Origin of the sequence: Halolamina litorea, assembly GCF_026616205.1 — an archaeon.
Classification (GTDB): Archaea; Halobacteriota; Halobacteria; order Halobacteriales; family Haloferacaceae; genus Halolamina; species Halolamina litorea.
Genome location: NZ_JANHGR010000001.1, coordinates 272,254 through 299,005, shown reverse-complemented (window position 1 = coordinate 299,005; position 26,752 = coordinate 272,254). Strand labels below are relative to the sequence as shown.

Here is a 26,752-nt window from a genome sequence, read left to right as displayed (position 1 = left end):
CGGGTCGAACGCTGCAGCATGTACGACCACATCCTCATCGGCGTCGACGGGAGCGACGAGTCACTCCGGGCGGCGAACCGGGGGCTCGACCTCGCTGACACGTTCGACGCCGACGTGACGGCCGTGCACGTCATCAGCCGATCGACCATCCGTCTCGCTCGCACCGACGACGAGGAGGCGACGATCCGGGAGAGCCGCGAGTCGGTGTTCGCGCCCGTCGAGGACGCCGCCGAGACGGTCGGCCGATCGATCGAGACCGAGGTCGTCGCCGGCGCGCCGGCCCGCGCGCTCACCGACCGGGCGGCCGCCCTCGGCGCCGACCTGCTAGTGCTCGGTCGACAGGGTGCCTCCGGCGTGAGCGAGCGACTGCTCGGCAGCGTGACCGAACGAGTGCTCAGCAGCGGCGAGGTGCCGACCCTCGTCGTCCCCGGCGGGGCGTCCGAGGCCGGCGGCTACGAGCGACTCCTCCTCCCGACCGACGGCAGCGAGAACGCCGAGGCCGCGATCCCCCACGGCGGCGCGCTGGCGACGGCCTACGGCGCCGGCGTCGACGTGCTGAACGTCATCGACGTGCAGGCCGCTGGCGGCGCGTTCAACGCCGGCGGGCTCGAGAAGTCGTTCATCGAACGGCTCGAAGCCGACGGCGAGGAGGCAGTCGAGCGTGCCGCGGAGACGCTGCGTGAGCACGCCCCCGGCGCCGACGTGCGGACCGCCGTCGAGCGGACCAACGACGGGACCGCCGCGCGGATCACGGAGTACGCCGCGGCGAACGACAGCGACCTCGTCGTGATGGGGTCGCGCGGGCGCTCGAACCTCCGGCGGAAGGTGCTCGGCAGCGTCGCCGCCTCGACGCTCCGGAACGTTGGCGTGCCGGTGCTGGTCGTCCCGAGGACGTAAGCTGACTCAGTCGGGAGCGACGCCGGCGATCTCGAAGCGCGCGCCGCCGGCCTCGCCCTCGGTCACGTCGACTGTCCAGCCGTGGTCGTCGGCCACCCGCGCGACGATGTTGAGGCCGAAGCCGGTCCCACGGCGGGCCGTCGAGTAGCCCGGCTCGAACACCGACTCGCGCTCGTCGGTCGGGATACCCGGGCCGTCGTCGGCGACGTAGAAGCCGTCGTCGAGTTCGCCGACGGTGACCGTACAGTCTGGATCGGCGTGTTCGACGGCGTTGCGGAACAGGTTCTCGAACAGCTGTCGGAGCTGATCGCGATCGGCAGCGATCCGCCGGTCGGTAGCGACCGACAGCGACGCCGCCGCCGTCTCGACGGTCGACCACGCGTGGCGAGCGACCGTCGCGACGCCGACGGGTTCGATATCCATCGCCTCCTCGCCCTCGCGGGCGAGGATGAGTAGGTCGTCGATCAGCGCCTCCATCCGGTCGAGCGCCCCCTCGAGGTCGGCGAGGTGGGCGCTCTCGACGTCCTCGGCGAGCAGCCCGAGGCGCCCCTGTGCGACCTGTAGGGGGTTCCGGAGGTCGTGTGAGACCACCTGGGAGAACTCCGAGAGGCGCTCGTTCTGCCGGACGAGCTCCTCCTCGCGGGCCTTGCGCTCGGTGATGTCCCGACCGATCGCCACGAAATGCTTCTCCCCGTCGATGTCCAGCCGGATCAGGTGGATCTCGACCGGGAACGTCGAGCCGTCTGTTCGTCGGAAGCGCCCCTCGAAGCGACGCGGGCTGTCGGCCGGGAGCGCCTGCCAGAACGGGATCGCTCGCTCGGCGTCGGCGGTCGCGTCCACTTCCCAGATGGGTTTGCCGACCAGCCCCGTCGGTTCGTAGCCCAACTCCTCGCGGGCCCGGCGGTTGGCGTCGAGGATCGACCCCTCCTCGTCGTGGACGAGCAGCAGGTCCGGCGAAAGCTCGAACACCGCTTCGAGGCGGCTCCGGCTGGCTTCGAGTTGTTCCGTCCGCGCGTGGCGCTCGGTCACGTCCTCGTGAGCCCAGACGGAGAGCGTTGACTCGCCGTCCGTGACTGGGGCGACCCTGACACGGTCCCAGAACACGGAGCCGTCGGCTCGGCGACCCCTGAGTTCCACGGCGGCCGACGCCCCAGTCTCGGCGGCCTCGCGGAGCCGCCCGGCCCGTTCGTCGTCGGTGACGTCGCCGTGGAGCAGCATCGCCTCCCGCCCGAGCAGGTCGGGGCGCTCGTGGCCCGAAAGCATACAGAACGCCTGGTTCGCGTAGACGATCGGATCGCCCGGCTCGTGCGGGTCCGAGAGGACGATGCCCGCCGTGGTTGACTCGGCGGCGGTCGCTCCCAGCCGTATCTGCCGTTCGCGGCGGTGCGTCGTGAGGAGGGCCCGGACGCGGTCGGCGAGCGCCGGGGCGTCTCCCCGCCCCCGTTCCCGCACGTACTCGTCGACGCCGGCCGAGACGGCACGGCTGGCGAGCGCCTCGCTCCCCGACTCGGGGAACAACACGAACGGCAGGTCGAAGCCCGCCTCACGGACCCGTTCGGCCAGTTCGATGCCGTCGAGTCCGGGCATGTCGAAGGTGCTGATCAAGCAGTCATACGGCGCGGACTCGAGCGCGTCGACGACCGCCGTCGGGTCGGCGAGCGTCGTCGTTTCGGCGTCGTCCAGTTGCCGTCGCAGCGTCGCTGCCGTCGCCGCGAGGCGCTGCTCGTCGTCGTCGACAACCAGCACCGCAGGAGAGCGATCGGCCGTCTCTATCGGGAACTCGCGTAAGGGGGCCGTCGCCATGTTCCTACGTCCGCGTTCACCGACATAAACCTCCGGCCCCGCGTATCAGATCGGACATTCGGAGACGTGACTGAACCCCGACCAGCATCCATATACGGGCAGCCTGCGACTAGTCAATAACGACATGAACACGGTGAGCCTGCCAGCCAGCCCCGAGGAGTTCTACCGGACCCTCGTCGAGAACGCCGCCGAGGGGATGCTCACCATCGACGCCGAGAGCCAGATCGTCTACGCGAACCCGGCCGTCGAGGATATCCTGGGCTACAGCCCCGAGGAACTGATCGGCAGTTCGAAGATGACGATCATCCCCGAGCGCCTGCAGCCGGTCCACGCCGAGGCGCTCGCGGCCTACGTCGAGACGGGTGACCGCCACATCGACTGGAGCGGGATGGAACTGCCCGCGCTCCACAAGGACGGCCACGAGGTGCCGACGCTGATCAGCCTCCGCGAGCACGAGTACGACGGCGAGCAGTACTTCACCGGGATCATCCGAGACGTGAGCGACCGGCGCGAGCGCGAACGCGAGCTACAGGCCCAGAAGGAGCGGCTGGACGAGTTCGCGGACATCCTCGCCCACGACATCCGGAACCCCCTGAGTGTCGCCCGGGGGTACACCGATATCGCCCGGGAGGGCCGCGACGACGACGAACTCGACCGGGTGGTCGAGGCGCTCGACCGCATCGACCAGCTCGTCGACGACGTGCTCGCGCTCTCGAAACAGGGCCGGCGCATCGGGGACACCGAGTCCGTCGCGCTCGAAGCCATCGTCCGGGAGGCGTGGAACAGCGTCGAAACCGCCGGGGCGAGCCTCGAGGTCGAGGGGGAACTCGGCAGCGTCGAGGCCGACCGGAGCCGGTTCCGTGAGCTGTTCGAGAACCTGTTTCGCAACGCCGTCGAACACGCCACCGTCGAGGGCGCGCCCCCGACGATCACCGTTGGTAGCCTCGAGGGCGGCTTCTACGTCGCCGACGACGGGCCGGGGATCCCCGAACCGATCCGGGGGGACGTGTTCGACCACGGCTACTCGACCCGCGAGTCCGGCACCGGCTACGGGCTCTCGATCGTCCGCCAGATCGCCGAGGCACACGGCTGGCGGATACGTATCGAGGACGCCGACGGCGGCGGGGCGCGCTTCGAGATCCGGACCGGCAACTGACCGGGACCGCCCGACAGTCGCTCCCCACTCGTGCTGACCGTACCCTACTTGGGCGACCGGCACCACCCATGCCCGTGAACCGAACGTGCTGGAACTGTGGCGCCCGAACCGACGACGACCACCGGGTTCGGTGTGACTGCGGCGAACCGCTCTGGCTGGCGACCGACCCCGAGGCCGTCCCCGGAGAGTGGCCGGCGTCCATCGAGTCGATGTGGGACGCGCTCCCCCTGCTGGGCGTCGAGGCGCCGACGCCGCCGCCCGGCGTCTCGACGGCCGCCGGCGGGACCCCCCTCGTCCGGGCCGACTCCCTCGACACCGAGGGCGTCGCCGTCCACGTGAAACTGGAGGGGCTGAACCCCACCGGGAGCTTCAAGGACCGCGGCACGGCCTTCGGCGTCGCCGCGGCGCTCGAAGCCGGCGAAACGCGGATCGGCACCGTCTCCCACGGGAACATGGCCGAGAGCGTCGCCGCCCACGCGGCCGCGACCGGGATGGACTGCACCGTGTTGGTGCCCGCCGACATCGCCGACTCGCGGCTGGCCGCGATCGGTCGGTACGACCCGCGATTGGTCCGGGTCGACGGGGACTACGGCCGACTCTACTACGACGCCCTCGAAGTGGGCCGCGAGGCTGGCGTCCGCTTCCTGAACAGCGACGTACCGTGGCGCGTGGCCGGGCAGGCGACGACGGCCATCGAGACGCTGGCGCAGTTCGGCCGTGGCGAGGGTGAGTTCCCCGACGCGCTCGTCATCCCGGTCAGCAGCGGCGGCCACGCCAGCGCGACGTGGCAGGCTGTCCGGACGCTGACGGCGGCCGGGCTGCTCGACGAACCACCGAAACTCTGCTTCGTGCAGGCGGCCGCCTGCGCACCCATCGCCGAGGCGTTCGCGCGCGGCGACGACACCGTGACCCCGGCCGAGGGCGGCGAAACCATCGCGTACTCCATCGCCAACGCCGACCCGCCCAGCGGGAACCGGGCGCTCGCGGCGGCGCGAGCGACCGACGGTGCGGTCGTCGGCGTGGACGACGACGCGATCAAGCGGGCGGGCGAGCAGTTCGCGGGCGCCGGACTGGCGGTCGAGCCGTCGTCGGCGACGACGCTGGCGGCCATCGAGCGACTCCGGGCCGACGGCGTCCTCGACGCCGGCGACGAGGTGGCGCTGGTGGCGACGGGGCGGGGGTTCGGCGACGACGGCGTGGCAGTCGAGACCGAGCGGATCGATCGGTCCGCGCTCGGGACGCTGTTCGACGCGGCGCCGGGCGCCGAAGGGGCGTAAACCGGCCGTATCTTCCCGTATCCGCCACATCACCTTTGTAACGGGCTGACAAACGGGAGGGGTATGAGCCTGATCGCCGAACTCCGTATCTCGGGCGAACCGTTCGCGCTGGGTCACGCACTCGGGGCGGCGGGCGGGATGCGTGCCGAGACCGAGTACAGCGTCCCGGCGCCCGCGGGCCCTGTCGTGTTCATCTGGACGTGGGGTGGCGAGTTCGAGGCGTTCGAGGCCGCGCTCCCCGACGATCCGACGGTACAGGCGTTCGAACTCATCGAGGACGACGGGGAGCGCCGACTCTACGAGGTCGTCCTCGACGACAGCCCGGCGCTCATCGACCCGGCGCCGCTCCACCGGAAGACCAGCGCCTCCCAACTCGGGATGGTGACCGCCGCCAACTGTGCGTTCATCACCGAGCGCCTCCCGGACCGGGAGTCACTCAGCGAGTACATCCGGCTCTGTCGGGAGCACGGCTACGAGGTGGAACTGCTCCGAGCCTATCCGGCCGACGACGACCACGCCAAGTACGACCTCTCGGAGAAACAGGTCGACGCGTTACGTGCGGCGCTGGATGCGGGCTACTTCGAGACCCCCCGCGGGACGGACCTCGGGAGCCTGGCCGAGGAGTTCGACATCTCCGAGCAGGCGCTCTCGGAGCGACTGCGCCGCGGCGTCGCCGCCGTGTTGGAGTCGACGGTCGGCGAACTGGGCGAGCACAAACGTCCCCGGACGAACGTCGCCGCCGGACAGGGGGTGCCCTCGGAGATAGATACCCCCTCCGGCTGAGCCGAGCTCTGTACGGGGTTCGCTTATAAAACCCGGAGCACACAAGCCGAAAGACTACGCCCGCCCCGGCCAAACTACGAGGTGTCCACCGGCGCGATAGCGTCGGATGGGCCGCCTCTGACAAGGGTGGATGGGCTCCCTTCCGGCCCATCCGTTTCTGCCAAACAAGCTTAGTAAGTGCGAACACAACGTGCGCGTGTGAGCCTCATCGCCGAACTCCGCCTGACCGACGCGAGCCTGGTTATGTTGCCGTCGCTCAGGGCGGCCCCGCAGATGACCCTCGAACGCGAGTGGGCGACCGCCGCCGACCGCGCGTCCGATCCGGTCCTGTTCGTCTGGGCCTCCGGGGGCGATTTCGAGGCGTTCGAGGCCGCGTTGCCGGACGACCCGACGATCAGCGAGCACGAGTGCATCGAGGCCAACGACCACAAGCGCCTCTACCGGGTCGTCGTGGCGCGCGACACCGGCACCACGAACCCGACGCCGATCGACCGACAGACCGGTGCCTCGCGGCTCTCGGTCAAGACGACCGTCGACGGGGCGGTGATGAAGGTCCGCCTGCCCGACCGGGAGGCCCTGACGGAGTACATCGCGCTGCTTCGGGAGAACGGCTTCACCGTCCAACTCCTCCGTGCCCACACCGCCGACGACGACTCGGGGCGGCAGTACGACCTCTCGTCGAAACAGGAGGAGGCGCTACAGGAAGCACTCGGCGCCGGCTACTTCGAGGTGCCGCGGGAGACCGATCTGACAAAGCTCGCCGACCGACTCGACATCTCCGAGCAGGCGCTCTCGGAGCGACTTCGCCGGGGCGTCTCGTCGGTGCTCGCGGCGACCGTCGGCGAGCCGGATGCGCAACCCAGCAAACGCCGGGAGCGTCCCCCGGCCGCCGACGGCGACGACCAGTAACAGGAACGCGGCGCGGTTCTACAGGAAGCTCTCGACGTGGTCGGCGACTTCCTCAGGGGTGTCGCCGACGGGGACGCCGGCGTCGTTGAGCGCCTCGATCTTGCTTTCTGCGGTCCCGGTGCCGCTGCCGGAGACGATGGCGCCCGCGTGGCCCATCCGCTTGCCCGGCGGCGCCGTGCGGCCGGCGATGAAGCCGGCGACCGGCGTGTCCATGTGCTCGCCGATGAACTTCGCGGCCTCCTCCTCGTCCTCGCCGCCGATCTCACCGCACATCACGACGGCCTCGGTCTCGTCGTCTTCCTCGAACAGTTCGAGGGCGTCGACGAACGAGGTGCCGATGATCGGGTCGCCACCGATGCCGACGGCGGTCGTCTGACCGATCCCACGGTTCGTGAGGTTGTCCACGACCTGATACGTGAGGGTACCGGATCGGGAGACGAGGCCGACGTTGCCGTCCGAGAAGATGTTGCCCGGCAGGATGCCGAGTTTGGCCTCGCCGGGGGTGATGATGCCGGGGCAGTTCGGGCCGATCAGGCGGGTGTCGACCTCCGAGAGGCGCTTGTTGACCTTGGCCATGTCCTGCGTGGGAACACCCTCGGTGATGGCGACCGCCAGGTCGAGCGGCGCGTCGAGGGCCTCGAAGATGGCGTCGCCGGCAAAGGCCGACGGCACGAAGATGACGGAGGCGTCGGCGTCCTCCTCGATGGCGGCCTCCTCGACGGTGTCGTAGACCGGGACGCCCGCGGCGGTCTGGCCGCCCTTGCCGGGGACGGCGCCGGCGACCACGTTGGTGCCGTACTCGATCATCTGTTCGGCGTGGAAGTTGCCCTCCCCGCCCGTGATGCCCTGCACCACGACTCGGGTGTCGTCGTCGACGAGAATGCTCATTCGTTCACCTCCTCGGCGTCAGCAACCGCACGCTGGACCGCCGACTCCAGCGTCTTCTCGACCGTCACGAGGTCGGTGTTCAGGATCTCCATTCCCTCCTCGGCGTTGGTCCCGGCCAGTCGAACGGTGACGGGCTTGGGGATCTCGTCGAACTGGGAAAGCGCCTCGTTGATCCCCTTGGCGACCTCGTCGCCGCGGGTGATCCCGCCGAAGATGTTGAACACGACCGAATCGACGTTCTCGTCGGAGAACACCATGTCCAGCGCGTTCGCGACGCGCTCGGCCTTGGCGCCGCCGCCGATGTCGAGGAAGTTCGCGGGCGCCCCGCCGTAGTAGTCGACGAGGTCGAGCGTCGTCATCACGAGGCCCGCGCCGTTGCCGATGATGCCGACGTTGCCCGAGAGTCGGACGTAGTCGAAGCCGTACTCGCCGGCCTTGCGCTCGAAGTCGTTCTCGTAAGACGCCTCGGCCATCTCGGAGAGTTCGGGCTGGCGGAACAGCGCGTCCTCGTCGATGTTCATCACCGCGTCCGCGGCGATCACGTCGTCGTCGGCCGTGATCATCACGGGGTTGACCTCGATCTCGGAGGCGTCGCTGTTCTCGTAGAGGGTAAAGAGCGTCCGGAGGATGCTCGACACGTCGCCGGCGAACTGCTGTTCGACGCCGGCGTCGTAGACGACCTTCCGGGACTGGAAGGGGTGCATCCCGAACGCCGGGTCGATGTGTTCGCGAGCGATCGCTTCGGGGGTCTCCTCGGCGACCGTCTCGATGTCGACGCCACCCTCCGTCGAGACCATGGCGACCGGTTCGCCGGCCGCGCGGTCCATCGTGACACCGACGTAGAGTTCGTCGACGAAGTCGACGCCGGCCTCCACGAGCACGCGCTCGACGGTGTAGCCCTTGAGGTCCATCCCGAGGATGGACTCGGCGGCCTCGCGGGCCTCCTCCTCGCTCCCGACGATCTCGATACCGCCGGCCTTGCCGCGGCCGCCGACGTGGACCTGTGCCTTGATCGCGGCGGGGAAGCCGATCTCCCCGACCGCCTCGACGACCTCGTCGACTGACGACGCGAGCCGCGACTCCGGAACGGGGATCCCGGCGTCGGCGAACACCTCCTTTGCCTGATACTCGTGCAGTTTCATCGCGTGGGAGAACTGCGGAGCGACGGGCGCATAAATCCCGGCCAAAGCAGTCCGACGGTGTCGGCTGCCGGGACCGACGTTTCCTTGTGTACCCCGACGGACCCACCCACGATGGCTGATACGCTCGCGGCACCGCCGGAAGTGTACGCGCTGGCGCTCGTGCCGGCGCTGCTGTGGGGGTTCTCGCCGGTGCTCTCGAAGCGCGGGATGGCCGCCGGCGGCACCTCGCTGCAGGCGTCGCTCGCGGTCGTGCTCGTCGACAGCACGCTCTACCTCGCCGGGCTGGCGATCCTCCGGGGCGGCGACGCCTTCGCGGGGTTGGACACGACGACGCTCGGCGTGTTCCTGCTCGCCGGCGTCGTCGGCACCGCGCTCGGTCGGCTGGCGACGTTCGCCGGCGTCGACCGGGTGGGGGCGAGCGTCAACAGCGCCGGCGTCTCCGCGCGGCCGCTGTTCGCGACGATGCTCGCGGTGGCGTTCCTCGGTGAACCGGCGTCGCTCTCGACGGCCGTGGGCGTCGTCGTCCTCGTCGTCGGCCTCGCCGTCCTCGCGCTGGCGAAGGGCGGCGACGCCGAGGGCTGGGAGTCCTACGAACTGCTGTTCCCCGTCGCCGCGGCGGTCTGTTTCGCGTTCGGGAACGTGCTCCGACGCTACGGGCTGACCAGTTCGAGCGTCACCTCGCTGGAAGCGGTGGCGCTGAACGAGTTGGCCGCTTTGGCGGTGTTGGCGGGCTACGCCGTCGCCCGGGGGCGTCTGGGCGACCTCAAGACGGCGCCACGGGAGACGTGGGGCTACTTCGCCGCCAGCGGCACCGTCACCGCCGTCGCGCTGCTCTCGCTGTTCGCGGCGTTGGGCCACCCCGAGGGAACCGTCGCCGTCGTCGACCCGCTGGCGGCGACGGCGCCGCTGTTCACCACCGTCTTCGCGTACTTCCTGCTCGGCGATCTGGAGCGGGTGACCCGCGGCGTCGTCGTCGGGGCGGCGCTGATCGTCCTCGGCGTCGCGCTCGTCACGGCCGGACCGGCGCTGCTCGCGTCGGTCGGGCTCTGAGGGGTCCTGCCGGCGCTGCGCGGTGCCACGACCACGAATTAATGTCGCCCCGGCACGTAGCCAGGCCATGACCAAGTACTCGACCGGAAGCGGCGGCGGCGGCGACGACGGCGACGCCTGTGAACTGTGTGGCACCGAGTCGGCGTCGCTGCGGAAGGCGAACGTCGCCGGCGCCGAACTGCTGGTCTGTGGCGACTGTGCGCCGATGGGCGCCAACCGCAACAAGGACCGCAAGAAGCGCGAACAACAGGGCGGCTCCCGCGGGGCGCCCGAGAACCGCAAGAAGCGCGCCGCACAGAACACCGCGAAGCTGATGGACTCCTCCTCCAGCCCCGACACCGACTGGGTCGAGGGCGCGAAGTACGAGGAGGACAGCCTCCCCTACCTCGTCTCGGGCTACGGCGACCGGGTGGTGGCGGCCCGGCAGGACGCCGGCCTCACGAGCGAGGAACTGGCAGCGGAGATCGACGTTGACGAGGACGACCTGCTCGCCGTCGAGGAGGGACGAGCGACCCGCGCCGACGTCGGCGGCAGCGTGATCGCCAAACTCGAGGACCGGTTCGGGATCCAACTGGCGGAGTGAGCGTCGATGCGCGGCACCGGTCAGCCGCGCAGTGAGAGACCGTCCCTTCGCGGCACCGGTCAGCCGCGCAGTGAGAGACCGTCCCTTCGCGGCACCGGTCAGCCGCGCAGTGAGAGACCGTCCCTTCGCGGCGCCCGGCGAGAACCCCCGGAGCCCGCGGCTTTTTGCGCTCGCCGCCACTCCCGACAGCCATGCAGACGCTCGCGCCCGACAACCCCGAGACCCTGAGTTTCGACGCCGACGCGGTAGCCGTCGACGGCCGGGAGGTCGTCCTCGAAGAGACCTACTTCTACCCCGAGGGCGGCGGCCAGCCGGCCGACCGCGGCGTCATCGACGACATCGCGGTCGCTGACGTACAGAAGTCCCCGCGCGGCGTGGTCCACACGCTCGCCACGGAGCCGGACTTCGGCGACGGCGACACCGTTCACTGCGTCGTCGACGCCGCGTTCCGCACCTACTGCGAACGCGCCCACACCGCCAGCCACGTCCTGTTCGGCGCCGCGCGGCGCGTCCTCGACGACGTTGGCTACGCCGGCTTCGACATCGGGGAGGAGACCGTCCGGGTCGACTTCACCGCCGAGACAGAGATCACCGACGAGCGGATGGTCGAGATGGAGCGACTGGCCAACCGCGCGGTCTGGGACTCCCTGCCCGTCTCGTGGGAGTATCAGGACCCCGGGGTCGCCCAGGAGCGCGAGGAAGTCGCGTTCAACACCAAGACCGAGGAGGGCGCGATGGCCGAGGAGGATTCGGTCCGGATCGTCACCGTCGAGGGATGGGACGTGGCGGCCTGCGGCGGGACCCACGTCCGGAACACCGAGGAGATCGGGCCGGTCCACGTGATGGAGCGCTCGAACCCCGGCGAGGGGGCGACGCGTGTCGAGTTCGCGGTCGGCCCGACGGCCATCGACGCCACCGCGGAACTCCACGAGGCAGCCCGCGCCGCGGCCCGCGACCTCGACGTGGCCGTCCCCGACATCCCCGACGCGGTGGACCGACTGACCGCAGAGCGCGACGACCTGCGCGACGAGGTCGCCGACCTGAAGTCCGAACTGCTGGGCCACCGACTCGCCGACCTCGACGCCGTCGAGCGCGACGGCGGCCGCTGGCTGGTCGGGACCGTCGAGGGCGCGACGCCGAACGACCTGCAGGGCGAACTCTCGGACCTGATCGACGACGAGGTCGACGGCGTCGCCGTCGCCGGCACCTCCGGGGCGACGTTCGTCGTCGTGGCGACCGACGGCGCCGCCGACGCGAACGCGCTCGTACAGGACGTGACCGAGGAGTTCGGCGGCGGGGGCGGTGGCGGCCCGACGTTCGCACAGGGTGGCGGCATCCCAGTATCACCCTCCGAACTGGTCGGCTATCTCGAAGAGTAACGGCTCAGAGCTGATCTTCTCGCAGCACCGAGAGCACCAGGCCGAACGCGCCGATGCCGGCGAGGACGAGCATGATGCGGAGCGACCCCTGAATCGGCGGTAGCACGCCCAGTAGCCCCTCGCGGTTGCCGAGGTCGGGAACGATCGGTCCGGAGAGCGGGAGGTCCGGGATCGGTAGCCCCGCGAACGGCGAACTGGAGGCGTTCACCGGCGTCGCCGTCACCACCGGTTCGGGAGTTTCGACTCGGTCGGGAGCCTCGGTCGCCGCGGAGCCGGCGGTCCCGTTGGACGCGGACTCGGTCCCGATGGGCGTCGTCGGTTCCGTCGTCGGGTCGTCGCCGTCGGCTCCGTCGCCGCTCGCGGTCACCGACTCCTGCTCGCTCAGTTCGCCGCCGGCACGGGCACGGACGGTGTGCTCGCCGCCAGTCTCGACCGGGACCGAGGCGGTTCCGCCGGCGCCGGTCTCGGCGACGGCGTCGCCGTCGAGGAGGATCGTCGCACCGGCGACCGGATCGCCGTACGCGTCGGTTACCGTCGCCTCGACGCTGCCGCCGGCGGCGACCGAGTCGGCACCGAGCGAGAGCGATATCTCGGTCTCGCGGGCGATCCCGAGGTCGACCGACCGGGCCGACTCCCCGACCGCGACCGAGAGCGACTCGCGCTCGTAGCCGTCCTTCGTGACGACGAGGCCGACCTCGGCGTTGACCGGGACGCGAACGGTCTGAGTGCCGTCGGTGCCGGTCCGAACCGTTCCGGCGGCGTCGACATCGACGGTCGCGTCAGCGAGCGCGTCGCCGGTTCGCGCGTCGGTCACGCTCACGGAGAGGGCGACGCTACCGGGTTCGACTGCGGCCGAGCGACTCGTCTCACCTTCGACGGAGACTGAGAGCGAGCGCTCGTAGTAGCCCGACTCCCTGATCTCGACGCGATAGCTGCCCTCGGCGATCGGGCCGGTATCGAGTCGGCCGTCGTCGCCGGTTTCGCCGCCGAGCACGCGCTCGCCGTCGCGGTAGAGGGTGACGGCGGCACCGGCAACGGGGTCGTCGCCGTCGGTCACGGTCAGTGAGAGCGACCCGTCGGCCTGCTGGAGGGCGGGGGCATCGATGGCGGCCGAGGCGTCGACGGCAGGTGAGGCGGCGTCGGCGCTCCCGAGGCCGGCCGCGGCGGCCGGCCCGGTGGCCGAGAGCACGAGGAAGAGACAGGCGAGCGCCGACGCTACCCGAAACATGCCCGAAGCGACGAAGGACACCGACGTAAAACTGTGCGGGGGTGCGTGACGGGCCCGGGCGCCGGAGTCGGACCGCTTTTGCGCCGTGCGGCCCATCCGCGGGTATGCACACCCAAAGCGAGTCGGCGCTGACCGACGAGCAGCGCGCCATCCGGGACGCCGTCGAGGAGTTCGCCCTCGAGGAACTCCGCCCGGAAGCGCAGGAACTCGACGCCGAGGAGACGTTCCCGGAGGACGCGTGGGACGACCTCGCGGAACTGGACCTCACCAGGCTCACCGTCCCCGCGGAGTACGGCGGCTTCGACGCCGACAACGCCACCTACGCGGCCGTGAACGAGGCGCTCGCCTACGGCCACCTCGCGGTGGCGACGGCGCTCTCGGTCCACTGTCTGGCGACCTCCTGTATCGCGGAGTTCGGCAGCGACGACGTGAAAGACGAGTGGCTGTCGGAGATGGTCGACGGCCGCCCCGTCGGCGCGTTCTGTCTCTCCGAACCCGGCGCCGGCTCGAACCCCGCCCAGATGACGACGACCGCGGAGAAGACCGAGGACGGCTACCGCATCTCCGGGGAGAAACAGTGGATCACCAACGGCCAGCGCGCCGGCGTCTACATCGTCTTCGCCAAGACCGACCCCGATGACCGGGGCTCGATCACCCAGTTCCTCGTGCCCGCCGACTACGACGGCGTGAAGGTCGGGAAGAAGGAGCACAAACTCGGCCTCAGAGCGAGCGACACGACCGGGATGACGTTCGACGGCGTCGAGATCCCCGAGAAGTACCGCCTCACCCCCGAAGGCGACGGCCTCTCGGCGGCGTTCAAGATCCTCACCGGCGGTCGACTGGCTATCGCCTCGCAGGCCGTCGGCGTCGCACAGGCCGCACTCGACGAGGCCATCGCCTACGCCGGCGAACGCGAGCAGTTCGGCAACCCGATCGGCGACATCGGCGCCATCCGGCAGAAGATGGCCGACATGGCGACGCAGGTCGAGGCATCGCGGCTGCTCTGCCGGGAGACCGCCCGACAGGCCGACGCCGGCGAGGACTCCCGCGTCATCGCGTCGATGGCGAAGTACTTCGCCAGCGAGGCCGCCGTCGACGTGACCAACGAGGCGGTCCAGATCCACGGCGGCTACGGCTACATGTCCGAGTTCGACGTGGAGCGGTTCTACCGCGACGCGAAGATCACGACGATCTACGAGGGGACCAGCGAGATCCAGAAGACGATCATCGCGCGGGACCTGTTGGACTGAGACGCCGGTACCCCTTTTCGACGCTACGCCCTGTGCCCGGCCGCAACCGTAACGGTGCCGAACACGTACGTCTCGCTCCCGACACGGTCCATCGACGCGTCCAACCCCGCCCGGGCGGCCGCCGTCCGACGGTCCAACTGCGCGAGGGCGTCGACGCCGTCGGCGTCGAACAGTTCGGTGCTCAGCCGCGTGAACGCCCACAACGCCGCGTTCGCCGGGCGGCTCCCCCGCGGCGCGAAGCTGGCGAGGACGACGCGATCCGCCAGCCCGCACCAGCCCCGAACCACCGCCGCCGGATCGGGAAAGAGCGACGTGACGAACGTCGACAGCACCGCGTCGGCGCCACCGATCGGCGGCGTCGCCGCGTCGCCCTGCACGAGCGAGACGTTCTCCCAGCCCCGGCGGGCGACGAGCGCCCGTGCGCGGTCGAGCATCCGCCGCGTCACGTCGACACCGACAACGTGGCCCGAGGGCCCCACGGCGTCACGGAGCGCCGGGAGGTTCGGTCCCGGGCCGCAGCCGAACTCCACCACCGTGTCGCCAACATCGAGGTCGAGCGCGTCGATACAGGCCGCCCGGACGCCGCCGACACTCGTTGTCGCCCGCGCGAACCAGTCGTAGAACCGCGCCCAGCGCCCGTAGTCCGCCCGGATCCGGTCGACGTGGTCGGCGTCGGTCATCGTCAGTCCCGAACCGCCTCCGGCGGCGTCTTCGGCCACCAGCGGTCGGGACTCTCCCGTGCGACCGTGGAGTAACACTGCGCCGAGTTCGCACAGCCCCGCGGCCGCTGGTAGTCGATGCCGCGCTCGTCGAGGTAGCTGACGTAGCCGTCGTCGACGCGGTCCAGTTTCTCGTGACAGAGCCAGCGCTTCCCGTACCGATCGGCGCCGAGGTCCCGGTACGGACAGGTGAACGTCGTGCGCTCGCCGCCGTCGGTTCCGGTGTCGTCGATGCGGACGCCGACGAGGCGGTAGGCCAGCCTGAGCCGTTTGACAACCGACTCCGGGGAGTCGGCGCCGAGGAACAGCCCGTGGGCGATGACGTAGCCGAAGTCGTGGAGGGCGCGCTCGAACGGTGAGAGGCGTTCGGGGTCGTCGGCGAGCAGCCCACGGAGTTCGTGGTACCACACCGATAGCTCGCCCACCTCGGGCAGTTCCTCGGCGGCCGCGATGAGGTCGGCCCGGCGGTCCGGGAGCGGCGCGGCGCCGTCGGTCAGCCGGAAGTCGGGGACGGCCTCGACGTGGCCGAGCACCGTCTCGCGGAGCACCTCGCCCTCGGCGTAGGCGTCGGCGAGCCGCCGGAGTTCGTCGTACCAGTCGCCGGCGATGCGGCCGTACGCGCCGTCGAGTCGGCCGTCCGCAGCCACGAACCGCTCGTCGGCGCGCGGCTCGGGGAAACGGTCGATCAGGCGGTGTAGCTGCTGGGGGTCGGGACCCGCCATGGCCGGTGGTGGGTGTCAGAGCACTTGAAGGTGCGTGCGGAACCGGCCCGACCGTTTTTTCCGCCCGAACCGCCTTTTGGGCGTCATGAACCCCGTCGTCTACGACCTCGACGGTACGCTGGTCTCGCTGCCCGTCGACTGGGCGGCCGCCCGCGACGACCTCGCTGCCGACCTCCGGGATCGGGGCCTCGATCCGGGTGGTCGGGACCTCTGGGACCTGCTCGAACTGACGGAGGCGACCGACACCCGGGACCGCTTCGAAGCCGTCGTCGGCGAACACGAGCGCGCCGCGGCGAACGAGGCCCCCGCACTCCCGCTGGCGGCCGAACTCGGCGAGCAGTCCGGGCGGGTCGGCGTCTGCTCGCTCAACAGTGAGGCCGCCTGCCGGATCGCCCTCGACCGGCACGGCCTCGCCGTCGACGCCGTGGTCGGCCGGGACTCGCTCGGGAGCTACAAACCCGATCCGGAAGCGTTGCTGGCGACGCTCGACTCGATGGGCGCGGACCCGGGCAACGCCGTGTTCGTCGGCGACAGCGAACGCGACCGGGTGACCGCAGAACGGGCGGGGGTTGCCTTCCGCTGGGTCGAGGAGTAGCTACCCGGCGGGCTCGTCGTCGCGTCCCGACTCGGTGTCGTCGCTGCGCTGCTCCTGCCGGCGCGCGTAGAGGAACACACAGAGCCCAGTGAGCACCCAGACGGGCGCGCCCACGCGAACCGCAAAGGAGACCCGCGAGCCCCAATCGGGGAGCGCGACCTGCGTCGAAAGCAGCGTAACGACGGGCGCGCCGACGAGGATGGTGAGCACGAACGTCACCTGCATCACCCAGCCGAAGTCGACGCCGTCGGGGTCCGTGGTGGCGACGCGTTCGGGCATCAGAGACGGTCGAGGAACGACTCGATGGCGCTGTTGAACGCCGCCGGCTGTTCGAGCATCGACAGGTGGGCGGCGTCGTCGATGATCGCCACCTCACAGTAGGGGATCTCCTCGCCGAGCGCCTCGTGGTAGTGAGGCGGCGTCAGCTGGTCGTACTCCCCGACGGCCGCCAGCGTGGGCACGTCGATCTCGCCGAGCCGCTCGTGGACGTCGAAGGCGTGGCAGGTCCGGAAGTCACGGCTCGTGACCGCCTGCCCGGTCTCGCGCATCGCCGCCTCGCTCACTTCGACCAGGTCGTCGGTCGGGTCGTGGAACAGCCGGTCGGGGCCGTGGAGGAACTCGACCGCCCGGTCGAAGTCGTTCTCCAGCCAGACGAGGAGGTCGTCGAGCACGGGCAGGCGGGCGCCCGCCCCCGCGAGGATCAGCCCGTCGAGGTCGAGGTCCCGCTCCAGGGCGACGATCATCGCCACCGCGGCGCCCAGTGAGTTGCCACAGAGCACTCGGTCGCCGGTGGCCTCGGCGACGGCGACCACGTCGTCGGCGTAGCCCGAGAGCGTCTCGTAGCCCGCGTCGGCGACCAGCGAACCGCTCGTGCCGTGGTCGCTCAGCGCCATCGCCGTCACCGGCGTCCGGTCGGCTACCCGCGACTGGGACTTCCAAACCCCCGCGTCGCCGCCGCTCCCGTGGATACACAGGATGCCCGGCCCGTCCTCGGTCCGTGCCGAGCGACGGTAGACCGTCCCCCGACCGTGGTGCGAAACCCGCTGCATACCCGCGTGTCTCCCGGCCCGAGCATAAAGGGGCGGGACCACGGCCCGAGCGGCTCGAAACCCGCCCACCTCGGCCCGAACCGCTACCACAGCCGTATCCTCACGGGTCGCTCTCCTCATGCGATTACCCGCCGTAAGGTTTAACTACTCTCCCCGGTTACTTGTGGTTAGCTAATGACCACTCACCAACGCAGAATGGGCGACGAGCAGTTCGGTCGCGTCTACGAGTACGACGACAGTCTCGTGGTCGCGCTCGACCTCGCCGACGCGGAGGGGGAGGTCGCCGTCGACACCGTCGGCGAGACCGCCATCGTCGTCGTCGAGAACGCTGACGGCACGTCCACCGAGACCGAGTTCGAACTCCCGGGCGAGGCCCGTGAGTGCAGCCTGACCAACGGCGTGCTCACCATCGAGGTGGAGGCATGAAACTCACCGTCAAGCCCCTCAAGCAGAAGGACGCCGGGCGCCGCCTCGCGGCGGTCGATCGCGTCGCCGCCGACGAGATGGATCTCTCCGGTGGCGACTTCATCCGTATCGAAGGGAAGCAGGGCGCCGCCATCGCTCGCGTCTGGCCCGGCTACCCCGAGGACGACGGCACGGGCGTCGTGCGCATCGACGGCCGACTCCGACAGGAGGCCAGCGTCGGCATCGACGACCGCGTCGAGGTCGAGGCTGCGGACGTGAACCCCGCCGACAGCGTCACCGTGGCGCTCCCCCAAAACATGGGGATCCGCGGCGACATCGGCAGCCTCCTGCGCAAGGAGCTGTCGGGCCAGCCCGTCACCGCCGGCCAGGACGTACAGCTCCCGCTCGGTTTCGGCCTGATGGGCGGACAGGGACAGGCGGTGCCCCTGAAGATCGCCGAGACCGACCCCAGCGGGACGGTCGTCATCACCGACTCGACCGACGTGGAGATCAGCCAGCAGCCCGCCGAACAGATCCGCGGCGACCGCAGCGCGGCGGCGGGCGCCGGCGGCTCCGGCGGCGAGGGCCCCGACGTGACCTACGAGGACATCGGTGGCCTCGACGACGAACTCGAACAGGTCCGGGAGATGATCGAACTGCCGATGCGCCACCCCGAACTGTTCGGTCGCCTCGGGATCGAGCCCCCGAAGGGCGTGCTGCTGCACGGCCCACCCGGGACGGGGAAGACCCTGATCGCGAAGGCCGTCGCCAACGAGATCGACGCCTCGTTCCACACCATCTCGGGCCCCGAGATCATGTCGAAGTACTACGGGGAGTCCGAGGAGCAACTCCGTGAAGTGTTCGAGGAGGCCCAGGAGGCCAGCCCGGCGATCATCTTCATGGACGAACTCGACTCGATCGCGCCCACGCGCGACGAGGCCGGCGGCGACGTGGAACGCCGCGTCGTGGCCCAACTGCTCAGCCTGATGGACGGGCTGGAGGAGCGCGGCGAGATCGTCGTCATCGGCGCCACCAACCGCGTCGACGCCATCGACACCGCGCTCCGCCGCGGCGGCCGCTTCGACCGCGAGATCGAAGTGGGCGTGCCGGACACCAACGGCCGCGAGGAGATCCTGCAGGTCCACACGCGCAACATGCCCCTCGCCGAGGGCGTGGACATCGAGGAACTCGCCGAGAACACCCACGGCTTCGTCGGCGCCGACCTCGAGTCGCTGGCAAAGGAGTCCGCGATGATCGCGCTGCGGCGCTTCCGCCCCGAACTCGATCTGGAGGAAGACGAGATCGACGCCGAGACGCTCGAACGCCTCGACGTGACCGAGGACGACTTCCGCAAGGCGTTGCGCGGGATCGAACCCAGCGCCCTGCGCGAGGTGTTCGTCGAGGTCCCCGACGTGACGTGGGCGGACGTCGGTGGCCTCGAGGACACCAAGGAGCGCCTGCGCGAGACGATCCAGTGGCCCCTCGACTACCCCGAGGTGTTCGAGCAGATGGACGTCGAGAGCGCCAAGGGGGTGCTGCTCTACGGGCCGCCCGGGACAGGGAAGACCCTGCTCGCGAAGGCCGTCGCCAACGAGGCAGAAAGCAACTTCATCTCGGTGAAGGGGCCCGAACTGCTGGACAAGTACGTGGGCGAGTCCGAGAAGGGCGTCCGCGAGATCTTCAGCAAGGCCCGGGAGAACGCCCCGACGGTGGTGTTCTTCGACGAGATCGACGCCATCGCGACCGAACGCGGGCGCAACTCGGGTGACTCCGGCGTCTCCGAGCGCGTCGTCTCCCAGCTGCTGACGGAGCTCGACGGCCTCGAAGAGCTGGAGGACGTGGTCGTCGTCGCCACCACGAACCGCCCGGACCTGATCGACAGCGCGCTGATCCGCCCCGGCCGGCTGGACCGCCACGTCCACGTGCCCGTGCCCGACGAGGAGGCGCGCCGCGCGATCCTCGCGGTCCACACGAAGCACAAGCCGCTGGCCGACGACGTGGACCTCGACGCCCTCGCGGCCCGCACCGACGGCTACGTCGGCGCCGACCTCGAGGCGCTGGCCCGCGAGGCGTCGATGAACGCCACCCGGGAGTTCATCAACAGCGTCTCGCCCGAGGAGACGACCGAGAGCGTGGGCAACGTCCGCGTGACGATGGCCCACTTCGAGGACGCCCTCAAGGAAGTGGTGCCCTCGGTCACCGAACAGACCCGCGAGCAGTACGCGGAGATCGAGCAGCGCTTCAAGCGCAGCGAGGTCGAGAAGGACCAGGAGCCCGCGGCGCCGACGTTCCAGTAACGTCGCGGCCACGAGCGGGTACGGTTTTTGCGGTTTTTCGGCACCGAGGAGCTACGCGTCGGGCAGGTCGTACTCGACGCCGGTCAGGTCTTCCGAGACCGCCCAGAGTCGGTCGGCCACGTCGTGGTCGTAGGACTCCGCGTTCGACTCCTGTTCCTCCGGTGCCCCGCGCATGTTCATGAAGCCACCCGGCCCGATGTACTCACCACCCTCGATCCCGTCGGCGGTGGCGGCGTAGAGCATCGGCAGCGCGCCCTGCGCGGCGGACTGGCCCAGCACGGCGTTGGCGACCTTCATCCCGTAGAGCCGCAGCGTCGAGCCGGCCATCTCTGGGCCGCGGCGCTGGAGGTTCGTCGCCGCGTAGCCGGGGTGACAGCCCAGGCTCGTCACGTCGGCGCCGTCCTCGTCGAGGCGCCGATCCAGTTCGTAGGCAAAGAGGAGGTTCGCCAGCTTACTCTGGCCGTAGGCCGCCCACTTGTCGTAGGACTTCTCGGACTGGAGGTCGTCGAAGTCGATGGTGCCGTTCTCGTGGAGGCTACTGCTCTGGGTGACGACCCGGCTCCTGTCGGTCGCTTCGAGGTGCTCGAGCAGGTGTCCCGTGAGCGCGAAGTGGCCGAGGTGGTTCACGCCGAACTGGAGTTCGAAGCCGTCCGCGGTCTCGCGCCGGGGCGGCGCCATCACGCCGGCGTTGTTACAGAGGACGTGCAGGTCGTCGAACTGCTCGCCGAAGTCGTCGGCGAAGCGCTCGACCGACTCGAGGTCGCCGAGGTCGAGCTCCATCACGGTCAGCGAGCCGCCGCCGGAGACGGCCTCGCTGATCTCCTCGGCGGCCTCGCGGCCCCGGTCGAGGCTCCGGCAGGCCATCACCACGTCGGCACCCTTCCCGACGAACGCCTTGGTTCCCTCGTAGCCGAGGCCGCTGTTCGCGCCCGTGATGACGACGGTCCGCCCCGACTGATCGGGCATCGACGATGTGTCCCAGCTCATGGTTGAACGTTTAGTCAACAGCGTTCTAACCTTTTCGGCCTCGTCAGATCGATCCCCCGGACGCGAGGGCGTTCTCAGTCCCGATAGCGGCGCCGCACGAACTATCTACCCCCGGACTGAACAGCCGTTCATGAGCGTGATCAGGACCGAGGGGCTGCGGAAGGCCTACGGCGAGGTGGCCGCACTCGACGGCCTCTCGCTGTCGGTCGAGGCGGGGGAGCTGTACGGGCTGCTCGGCCCCAACGGCGCCGGGAAGACGACGACGATGAGCGTACTGACCGGGCAGACCCTCGCTGATTCGGGCGAGGCGGAGGTGCTCGGCGTCGACCCCGAGACGGACCCGATCGGCGTCCGCGAGCGCGTCGGGATCCTGCCCGAGAAGGAGTCCCCGCCGAGCTTCTCGACGCCGCGGGAGTACTTCCAGTTCGTCGGCGCCGTTCGGGGGCTCCCCGACGACGTGGTGGACGAGCGCACCCAAACCTGGGCTGACCGCCTGAGCTTCGCCGAGAAGCTCGACACCCTCTCGACGGACCTCTCGCGGGGCCAACAGCAGAAGACGATGATCGCCGGCGCGTTCCTCCACGAGCCGGAGGTCGTGTTCATCGACGAGCCGCTGGCGAACCTCGACCCGATCGTGCAGGAGCGCGTCAAGCGCTTCCTGACGAACTACCGCGAGGCGGGCAACACCGTCGTCGTCTCGACGCACAACGTCGACGTGGCCGCGGAACTCTGCTCGCGGGTCGGCATCGTCAACGCCGGGGAACTGGTCGCCGAGGAGACGCCGGCGGAACTGGACGAGGGCGAGACGCTGCTCGACACGTTCATCGAGCACGTCGACGCCGACGAGGAGTGGAGCGGCGATGAGTGAGGCGACCGAGTCGGCCGGGACCGCGGCGGCCGCCGGAACCGCCGAATCGGCGGTGAGCGGTGCCGATGGCCCCGGCAGCGAGTCGACGCCGAGCCGTTGGGGCCGCGACAAGATCGTCTTCCGCGAGATGTTCCGCGAGGAGTGGCGCCTCCACAGCGAACTGCTCGGCGGCGGCCGCTTCGGCGCGTTCCCGCTGCTCGTGGTCGGACTCGTCGCCGGCGCCGTCTGGCTGCTCGACTACACCGGCACCGCCCCCGGCGCCGTCGTCGCCGGGATGCACGCGCTGGCGTTCGTCTTCGGCCTCCACACCGGCTCGATCGGCTTCATCGGCCGCGACGCGGTGGGGAACGTGCTCGGCGAGATGACGCTGCTGGTGTTCTCCGGGCGCACGCTCCCGCTCTCGCAGGGGCGCCTGCTGGGCATCTTCATCGTCAAGGACGTGTGCTACTACGCCGTGCTGTTCCTGCTCCCGATGGCCGTCGGCGTCGCCCCCGCGGCCCTCGCCGGCGCCGGGATCGGGCTGGCGACGATCCCGCTGCTCTGGGTCACGCTCGTCACGACGTTCGTGCTCGGGATCGGCCTCACCATCGCCGGCGTGGGCCTCTCTGCCACGGGGCTACCCGGCCGAGCGCTCCTGCTCGGCCTCGCCGCCGGCGCCGCCGCGGCGTGGTACAGCGGCGTCCCGGTCGTCTCCTACACGCCCTACGGGCTCTACCTCGACCCGGGGCTCGTGAGCGCCGGCGCCTCCGCCGCGCTGATCCTCGCGGCCTACGGCGTCGGCGCGGCGACGTTCGACCCGCAGGCAAAGCCCGCCGACCGCTCGGTCGGGCCGGACTTCCGGCGCTGGCTCGGCCGCGTCGACGACCCCGTGGCCGCGAAGACGCTGCTCGACGTGGCCCGGAGCTCCGGCGGCTTCGGGAAGGTGCTGTTCTCCGCCGCGGTGCTGCTTGGCGTGACGGCCGGGCTCGTCGACCTCGCGGCGGACATCACCGGCGTCGCGCCCTCCGTGGGCATCTCCTTCGGCGCCGTGCTGGGGCTGACGGGGTTCACGACGTACAACTGGCTCACGACGAACGACGACGTGGAGAGCTACCTCGCCCACCCCATCGACGCCGAGACGGTGTTCCACGGGAAGCTCCGGGCGTTCCTGCTGCTCGGGCCCGCGGTCGGGCTGGCGTTCTACGCGGTGGGAGTCGGGTTGCGCGGCACCCCCCTTGCGGAGGCCGTCGTCGGTGCCGTCGTCCTCGTCGGCGTCGCCTGCTACGTGTTCGGGCTGACGATCTACCTCGCCGGGCTCTCGCCCAACGAGTTCCTGTTCGACACGGGGCTGTACGCAGCGTTCGGCGCCGCGATCGCGCTCCCGCTGATCCCGATCCTCGTGGTCGCGTTCGCGCTGGCGCCGGTGTCGGTGGAGCTGTTGGCGGCGCTGGGTCTGGGTGGAGTGGTACTCGGTGCGGCCGGGCTGGGGCTCTACCGCCGCTCGCTTCCGAAGTGGGGCGCGTACCACCGGGAGTAGGAGCGCCGGCGACGGCCGATTCACACCCTTTTTGCGAACACCGCCGATAGTCCCACGTAATGGACGACGACATCCGCGAGCGGGTCGAACGGGAGGCCGAGAAGCACGCCCTGTTCAACGCGCTCGAACACGGTAGCGACGCCGCGGTCGGCCCGATCATGGGGCCGCTGATGGGCGAGAACCCCGACTTCCGCCAGTACGGCGACGAGATCGCGGGCGTCGTCGCTCCGGTCGTCTCGCGGGTCAACGGCCTCGACGCCGACGAGCAGGCGGCACGCCTGCAGGAACTCGACGAGGAACTGTACGAGGAGTTGATGGCCGAGGAGGAGGAGGACGACCAGATCCTCCCGGACCTCCCGAACGCCGAGGAGTACGACGAGATCCGGATGCGCGCGGCGCCGAACCCCAACGGCCCGTGGCACCTCGGCCACGCCCGCATGCCGTCGGTGATGGGCACCTACACCGAGGAGATCTACGACGGCCACTTCATCGTCCGGTTCGACGACACCGACCCCGAGACGAAACGGCCGGACCTCGACGCCTACGACGCCATCCTCGACGACATCGACTACCTCGGGTTCACCCCCGACGAGGTGCTGAAAGCCTCCGACCGCGTCGAGACCTACTACGAGCACGCCCGGAACCTCATCGACGAGGGCGGCGCCTACACCTGCTCCTGCTCGGGCGAGACGTTCTCGAACCTCAAGAACGACGCCGAGGCCTGCCCGCACCGCGACAAGGACGTCGAGACGGTCCACGAGGAGTTCGAGGACATGGTCGCCGGTGAGTACAGTTCCGGCGAGATGGTGCTCCGGGTCAAGACCGACATCGAGCACAAGAACCCTGCGCTGCGTGACTGGGTCGCGTTCCGGATGGTCGACACCCCACACCCCCGCGAGGTCGCCGCGGACTACCGCTGCTGGCCGATGCTCGACTTCCAGAGCGGGATCGACGACCACCTCACGGGCGTCACCCACATCATCCGCGGGATCGACCTGCAGGACTCCGCGAAGCGCCAGCGCTTCGTCTACGACTACTTCGGCTGGGACTACCCCGAGGTGCTCCACTGGGGCCACGTCCAGATCGACGCCTACGACGTGAAGATGAGCACGTCGACGATCATCGAGAAGATCGAGAACGGCACCCTCGACGGCTGGGACGACCCGCGCGCGCCGACGATCGCCTCGGTCCGCCGGCGCGGGATTCGCGGGCAGGCCCTCGTCGACGCGATGCTCGAACTCGGCCTGTCCACGTCGGACGTGGACCTCGCGATGTCGACGGTGTACTCGAACAACCGTGAACTCATCGACGACGACGCCGACCGTCGGTTCTTCGTCCGTGACGGCGTCGAGGTCCCGATCTCGGGCGGCCCCGAAGTCGCCAACCCGCCGCTGCACCCCGACCACGAGGACCGCGGCGACCGGGACATCCCCGTCGGCGACGCCGTGCTCGTCGAGGAGCAGGACCTGCCGGAAGCGGGCGGAAAGGTCTGGCTCAAAGGGTTCGGCCCGGTCGAGCACGTGGACGGCGGGTTCGTCCACACCGACGACGACCTCGAGGTCGTCAAGAGCGGCGACGTGGACGTGATCCACTGGGTTCCCGCCGCCGAGAGCGTCCCGCTGCGCCTGCGGACGATGACGGGCGACGAAGTCGGCCGGGCCGAACCGGGCTACGCCGACTACGACGCCGACGAGATGCTGCAGTTCGAGCGCGTCGGCTTCGTGCGGGTGGACGAGCAGAACGAGGACAGCGAGTCGGTCGCGTACTTCGCACACCCGTAGGGTCGCTCCGGCGACGGCTCTATCCGTCGCCCACCCGACGGGTCGGTAATGACCCGACGGGGCGACCTCGATCAGTTCTACAGTCTCCTCCAGACGCTCGACGAGCGCGTCGGCGGCGCAGAACGGCTCGGTGACTGCACCGGCTACATGGACTGGCCCGATCGGGGCGTGTACATCTTCCTCGCCCCGGGTGAGACACGGGAGTCTACCCCGTTCCCACGCGTGACGCGGATCGGTACTCACGCGGTGTCGGCGGGGAGCAGCACGTCGATGTGGGACCGACTGCGCACCCATCGTGGCGCGAACGGCGGGACCTACGAGGGCGGCGGGAACCACCGCGGTTCGGTGTTTCGCAAGCGGGTGGGCGAAGCGATCCTCGAACGCGACGCCCTCCACGGGGAGTACCCGCAGTGGGGCAACGGCTCCACCGCGAACCGGGAGCAACGCCTCTCGGAGTTGGCACTGGAGCGCCGGGTGAGTGAGTACCTCCGCGACCTCCGCTTCCTGTGGATCGCCGTCGACGACGAACCGGGGCCCGAGAGCGACCGCGCCTACCTAGAGCGGAACGCGATCGCCCTGCTCAGCAACCGCGGTGGCGAGGCGATCGACCCCCGCAAGGAGGCGTGGCTCGGCCACCACAGCCGGAGCGCCGCGATACGGGAATCGGGGCTCTGGAACGTCGACCACGTCGACGAAACTCACGACCCAGCGTTCCTCTCCACGCTGGAGTCGTACGTCGAAGGGACGGACCCAGCTTAGTCAGGCCGGCCGCACCGCGCCGCGACCACGTCCTCGACCAACGCCGCCGTCCACGGTGGCGTGGTCCCGTCGTCGAGCACCGGGTCGGCGCTTCGCCACTCGACCCCGGCGACGGACTCGGGAGGGCTCACAATCTGTACTTACTCGGCCGGAACAAAGCTCTCGGGGCGTCAATGTGTTTTTCGCTGTCGCCGCCCCTATGTCGGGCATGGTCTCTCGACGCTGGCTCTACGCCGGCGGCGCCGCCGGGGCGGCGGTGCTGGCGGTCGTCGTCGCGCTGCTGGGCGTCGCCGACGCGATAACGGTGCTCGCCGGCGCCACTGCCGCCGAGAACGTCCTGCTCGCGGCGTTCGGCGAGGTGATCGAGTGGTTCGCAGGGGTGTTCGTCCTCGCGGTGCTCGCCGTCGTCCTGTTCGCCGCGACGATGGTCTCGACGGTGCGACAGCTGTCAGTACCGCGGAACGCGCGACTGGCGGCCGTCGTCGCGAGGTTCGAGCGATGGGTTCCACCACTGGGGCGCATCGGCGCCGCCGAGCGACTCGCGCCGACGACGACCGACCGCCGTGCGGAACTGGCCGAGCGGTACGTCGACGGCGACGTGGACGAGGCGACGTTGGAACGCGAACTCGACGATCTCCTCGTCGAGGAGGTCGAGCGCGAACGGGAGCGCGAACTGAGCTGATACGCCGGCTCAGGGAGCAAGCCACCG

Annotated in this window: 27 protein-coding genes; 17 read left to right on the top strand and 10 right to left on the bottom strand. The window is 70.1% G+C overall.

Annotation, left to right across the window (positions count from 1 at the left end; genetic code table 11):
- Positions 1 to 18: 18 nt before the first annotated feature.
- Entirely contained in the window at positions 19 to 897 is an 879-nt protein-coding gene (locus tag NO998_RS01490; RefSeq protein ID WP_267645221.1) for a universal stress protein, read from the top strand.
- Positions 898 to 903: 6 nt separating this feature from the next.
- Here NO998_RS01490 and NO998_RS01485 read toward each other — a convergent pair whose 3' ends face one another.
- On the bottom strand, positions 904 to 2,700 hold the full coding sequence (locus tag NO998_RS01485) for a PAS domain S-box protein (RefSeq protein ID WP_267645220.1): 1,797 nt from the start codon (positions 2,698 to 2,700) through the stop codon (positions 904 to 906).
- Positions 2,701 to 2,824: 124 nt separating this feature from the next.
- On the opposite strand from NO998_RS01485, the gene NO998_RS01480 reads away from it, so the two are divergent.
- From NO998_RS01480 to NO998_RS01465, 4 genes are all read left to right on the top strand, one after another.
- On the top strand, positions 2,825 to 3,856 hold the full coding sequence (locus NO998_RS01480) for a two-component system sensor histidine kinase NtrB (RefSeq protein ID WP_267645219.1): 1,032 nt from the start codon (positions 2,825 to 2,827) through the stop codon (positions 3,854 to 3,856).
- Between the two features lie 68 nt (positions 3,857 to 3,924).
- Positions 3,925 to 5,133, top strand: a complete 1,209-nt coding sequence (locus NO998_RS01475; protein WP_267645218.1) for a threonine synthase — start codon at positions 3,925 to 3,927, stop codon at positions 5,131 to 5,133.
- A 63-nt stretch (positions 5,134 to 5,196) separates the two neighbouring features.
- A complete protein-coding gene (locus NO998_RS01470; protein WP_267645217.1) occupies positions 5,197 to 5,916 on the top strand; it encodes a helix-turn-helix domain-containing protein in 720 nt (239 codons plus the stop codon).
- Positions 5,917 to 6,114: 198 nt separating this feature from the next.
- A complete protein-coding gene (locus NO998_RS01465; protein ID WP_267645216.1) occupies positions 6,115 to 6,825 on the top strand; it encodes a helix-turn-helix domain-containing protein in 711 nt (236 codons plus the stop codon).
- Positions 6,826 to 6,843: 18 nt separating this feature from the next.
- On the opposite strand, the gene sucD is transcribed toward NO998_RS01465, so the two are convergent.
- Positions 6,844 to 7,713: a succinate--CoA ligase subunit alpha gene (sucD, locus tag NO998_RS01460; protein WP_267645215.1), complete on the bottom strand. Its 870-nt coding sequence runs from the start codon at positions 7,711 to 7,713 to the stop codon at positions 6,844 to 6,846.
- Complete coding sequence (gene sucC / locus NO998_RS01455) at positions 7,710 to 8,855, bottom strand: ADP-forming succinate--CoA ligase subunit beta (protein ID WP_267645214.1); 1,146 nt, start codon at positions 8,853 to 8,855, stop codon at positions 7,710 to 7,712. Before sucC ends, sucD begins: the two co-directional genes overlap by 4 nt.
- Positions 8,856 to 8,966: 111 nt before the next feature.
- Between sucC and NO998_RS01450 the strand changes: the two genes are divergently transcribed.
- The 3 genes from NO998_RS01450 (at position 8,967) to NO998_RS01440 (ending at position 11,867) form a co-directional block, all read left to right on the top strand.
- A complete protein-coding gene (locus NO998_RS01450) occupies positions 8,967 to 9,905 on the top strand; it encodes a DMT family transporter (protein WP_267645213.1) in 939 nt (312 codons plus the stop codon).
- A gap of 67 nt (positions 9,906 to 9,972) precedes the next feature.
- Entirely contained in the window at positions 9,973 to 10,488 is a 516-nt protein-coding gene (locus NO998_RS01445; protein ID WP_267645212.1) for a helix-turn-helix domain-containing protein, read from the top strand.
- 191 nt (positions 10,489 to 10,679) lie between these two features.
- The gene (locus NO998_RS01440; protein ID WP_267645211.1) at positions 10,680 to 11,867 is read left to right on the top strand and encodes an alanine--tRNA ligase-related protein; all 1,188 of its coding nucleotides are present in this window, start codon (positions 10,680 to 10,682) and stop codon (positions 11,865 to 11,867) included.
- Between the two features lie 4 nt (positions 11,868 to 11,871).
- On the opposite strand, the gene NO998_RS01435 is transcribed toward NO998_RS01440, so the two are convergent.
- Positions 11,872 to 13,095, bottom strand: coding sequence for a collagen binding domain-containing protein (locus NO998_RS01435; RefSeq protein WP_267645210.1), 1,224 nt, complete (start codon positions 13,093 to 13,095; stop codon positions 11,872 to 11,874).
- Positions 13,096 to 13,199: 104 nt separating this feature from the next.
- On the opposite strand from NO998_RS01435, the gene NO998_RS01430 reads away from it, so the two are divergent.
- Positions 13,200 to 14,345 carry an acyl-CoA dehydrogenase family protein gene (locus NO998_RS01430; protein WP_267645209.1) on the top strand — a complete coding sequence of 382 codons (1,146 nt, stop codon included), beginning with the start codon at positions 13,200 to 13,202 and terminating at the stop codon, positions 14,343 to 14,345.
- 23 nt (positions 14,346 to 14,368) lie between these two features.
- On the opposite strand, the gene NO998_RS01425 is transcribed toward NO998_RS01430, so the two are convergent.
- Entirely contained in the window at positions 14,369 to 15,025 is a 657-nt protein-coding gene (locus NO998_RS01425) for a class I SAM-dependent methyltransferase (RefSeq protein ID WP_267645208.1), read from the bottom strand.
- A gap of 2 nt (positions 15,026 to 15,027) precedes the next feature.
- Positions 15,028 to 15,786 carry a hypothetical protein gene (locus NO998_RS01420; RefSeq protein WP_267645207.1) on the bottom strand — a complete coding sequence of 253 codons (759 nt, stop codon included), beginning with the start codon at positions 15,784 to 15,786 and terminating at the stop codon, positions 15,028 to 15,030.
- Between the two features lie 85 nt (positions 15,787 to 15,871).
- Here NO998_RS01420 and NO998_RS01415 point away from each other — a divergent pair, with 85 nt between their 5' ends.
- Complete coding sequence (locus NO998_RS01415; RefSeq protein ID WP_267645206.1) at positions 15,872 to 16,381, top strand: HAD family hydrolase; 510 nt, start codon at positions 15,872 to 15,874, stop codon at positions 16,379 to 16,381.
- On the opposite strand, the gene NO998_RS01410 is transcribed toward NO998_RS01415, so the two are convergent.
- Both NO998_RS01410 and NO998_RS01405 read right to left on the bottom strand, forming a co-directional pair.
- Positions 16,382 to 16,660, bottom strand: coding sequence for a DUF5822 domain-containing protein (locus NO998_RS01410; protein WP_267645205.1), 279 nt, complete (start codon positions 16,658 to 16,660; stop codon positions 16,382 to 16,384).
- Positions 16,660 to 17,430: an alpha/beta fold hydrolase gene (locus NO998_RS01405; protein ID WP_267645204.1), complete on the bottom strand. Its 771-nt coding sequence runs from the start codon at positions 17,428 to 17,430 to the stop codon at positions 16,660 to 16,662. The genes NO998_RS01410 and NO998_RS01405 overlap by 1 nt, the downstream gene beginning before the upstream one ends.
- A 174-nt stretch (positions 17,431 to 17,604) precedes the next feature.
- Between NO998_RS01405 and NO998_RS01400 the strand changes: the two genes are divergently transcribed.
- Complete coding sequence (locus NO998_RS01400; RefSeq protein ID WP_267645203.1) at positions 17,605 to 17,856, top strand: Hsp20/alpha crystallin family protein; 252 nt, start codon at positions 17,605 to 17,607, stop codon at positions 17,854 to 17,856.
- Entirely contained in the window at positions 17,853 to 20,132 is a 2,280-nt protein-coding gene (locus tag NO998_RS01395) for a CDC48 family AAA ATPase (protein WP_267645202.1), read from the top strand. The genes NO998_RS01400 and NO998_RS01395 overlap by 4 nt, the downstream gene beginning before the upstream one ends.
- A gap of 51 nt (positions 20,133 to 20,183) precedes the next feature.
- Here NO998_RS01395 and NO998_RS01390 read toward each other — a convergent pair whose 3' ends face one another.
- Positions 20,184 to 21,119, bottom strand: coding sequence for an oxidoreductase (locus NO998_RS01390; protein WP_267645201.1), 936 nt, complete (start codon positions 21,117 to 21,119; stop codon positions 20,184 to 20,186).
- Positions 21,120 to 21,249: 130 nt separating this feature from the next.
- Here NO998_RS01390 and NO998_RS01385 point away from each other — a divergent pair, with 130 nt between their 5' ends.
- The 4 genes from NO998_RS01385 to NO998_RS01370 are packed head-to-tail and all read left to right on the top strand — an operon-like array spanning position 21,250 to position 26,043.
- A complete protein-coding gene (locus NO998_RS01385) occupies positions 21,250 to 21,987 on the top strand; it encodes an ABC transporter ATP-binding protein (protein ID WP_267645200.1) in 738 nt (245 codons plus the stop codon).
- Positions 21,980 to 23,503, top strand: a complete 1,524-nt coding sequence (locus NO998_RS01380; RefSeq protein ID WP_267645199.1) for a hypothetical protein — start codon at positions 21,980 to 21,982, stop codon at positions 23,501 to 23,503. The genes NO998_RS01385 and NO998_RS01380 overlap by 8 nt, the downstream gene beginning before the upstream one ends.
- Positions 23,504 to 23,562: 59 nt before the next feature.
- A complete protein-coding gene (locus tag NO998_RS01375; RefSeq protein WP_267645198.1) occupies positions 23,563 to 25,284 on the top strand; it encodes a glutamate--tRNA ligase in 1,722 nt (573 codons plus the stop codon).
- A gap of 48 nt (positions 25,285 to 25,332) precedes the next feature.
- Positions 25,333 to 26,043, top strand: a complete 711-nt coding sequence (locus NO998_RS01370) for a GIY-YIG domain-containing protein (RefSeq protein WP_267645197.1) — start codon at positions 25,333 to 25,335, stop codon at positions 26,041 to 26,043.
- Here the strand turns inward: NO998_RS01370 and NO998_RS01365 are convergent.
- Positions 26,040 to 26,174 carry a hypothetical protein gene (locus tag NO998_RS01365; RefSeq protein WP_267645196.1) on the bottom strand — a complete coding sequence of 45 codons (135 nt, stop codon included), beginning with the start codon at positions 26,172 to 26,174 and terminating at the stop codon, positions 26,040 to 26,042. The two genes, NO998_RS01370 and NO998_RS01365, sit on opposite strands and share 4 nt — an antisense overlap.
- Positions 26,175 to 26,251: 77 nt before the next feature.
- Here NO998_RS01365 and NO998_RS01360 point away from each other — a divergent pair, with 77 nt between their 5' ends.
- Positions 26,252 to 26,725, top strand: a complete 474-nt coding sequence (locus NO998_RS01360; RefSeq protein WP_267645195.1) for a hypothetical protein — start codon at positions 26,252 to 26,254, stop codon at positions 26,723 to 26,725.
- Positions 26,726 to 26,752: the final 27 nt, after the last annotated feature.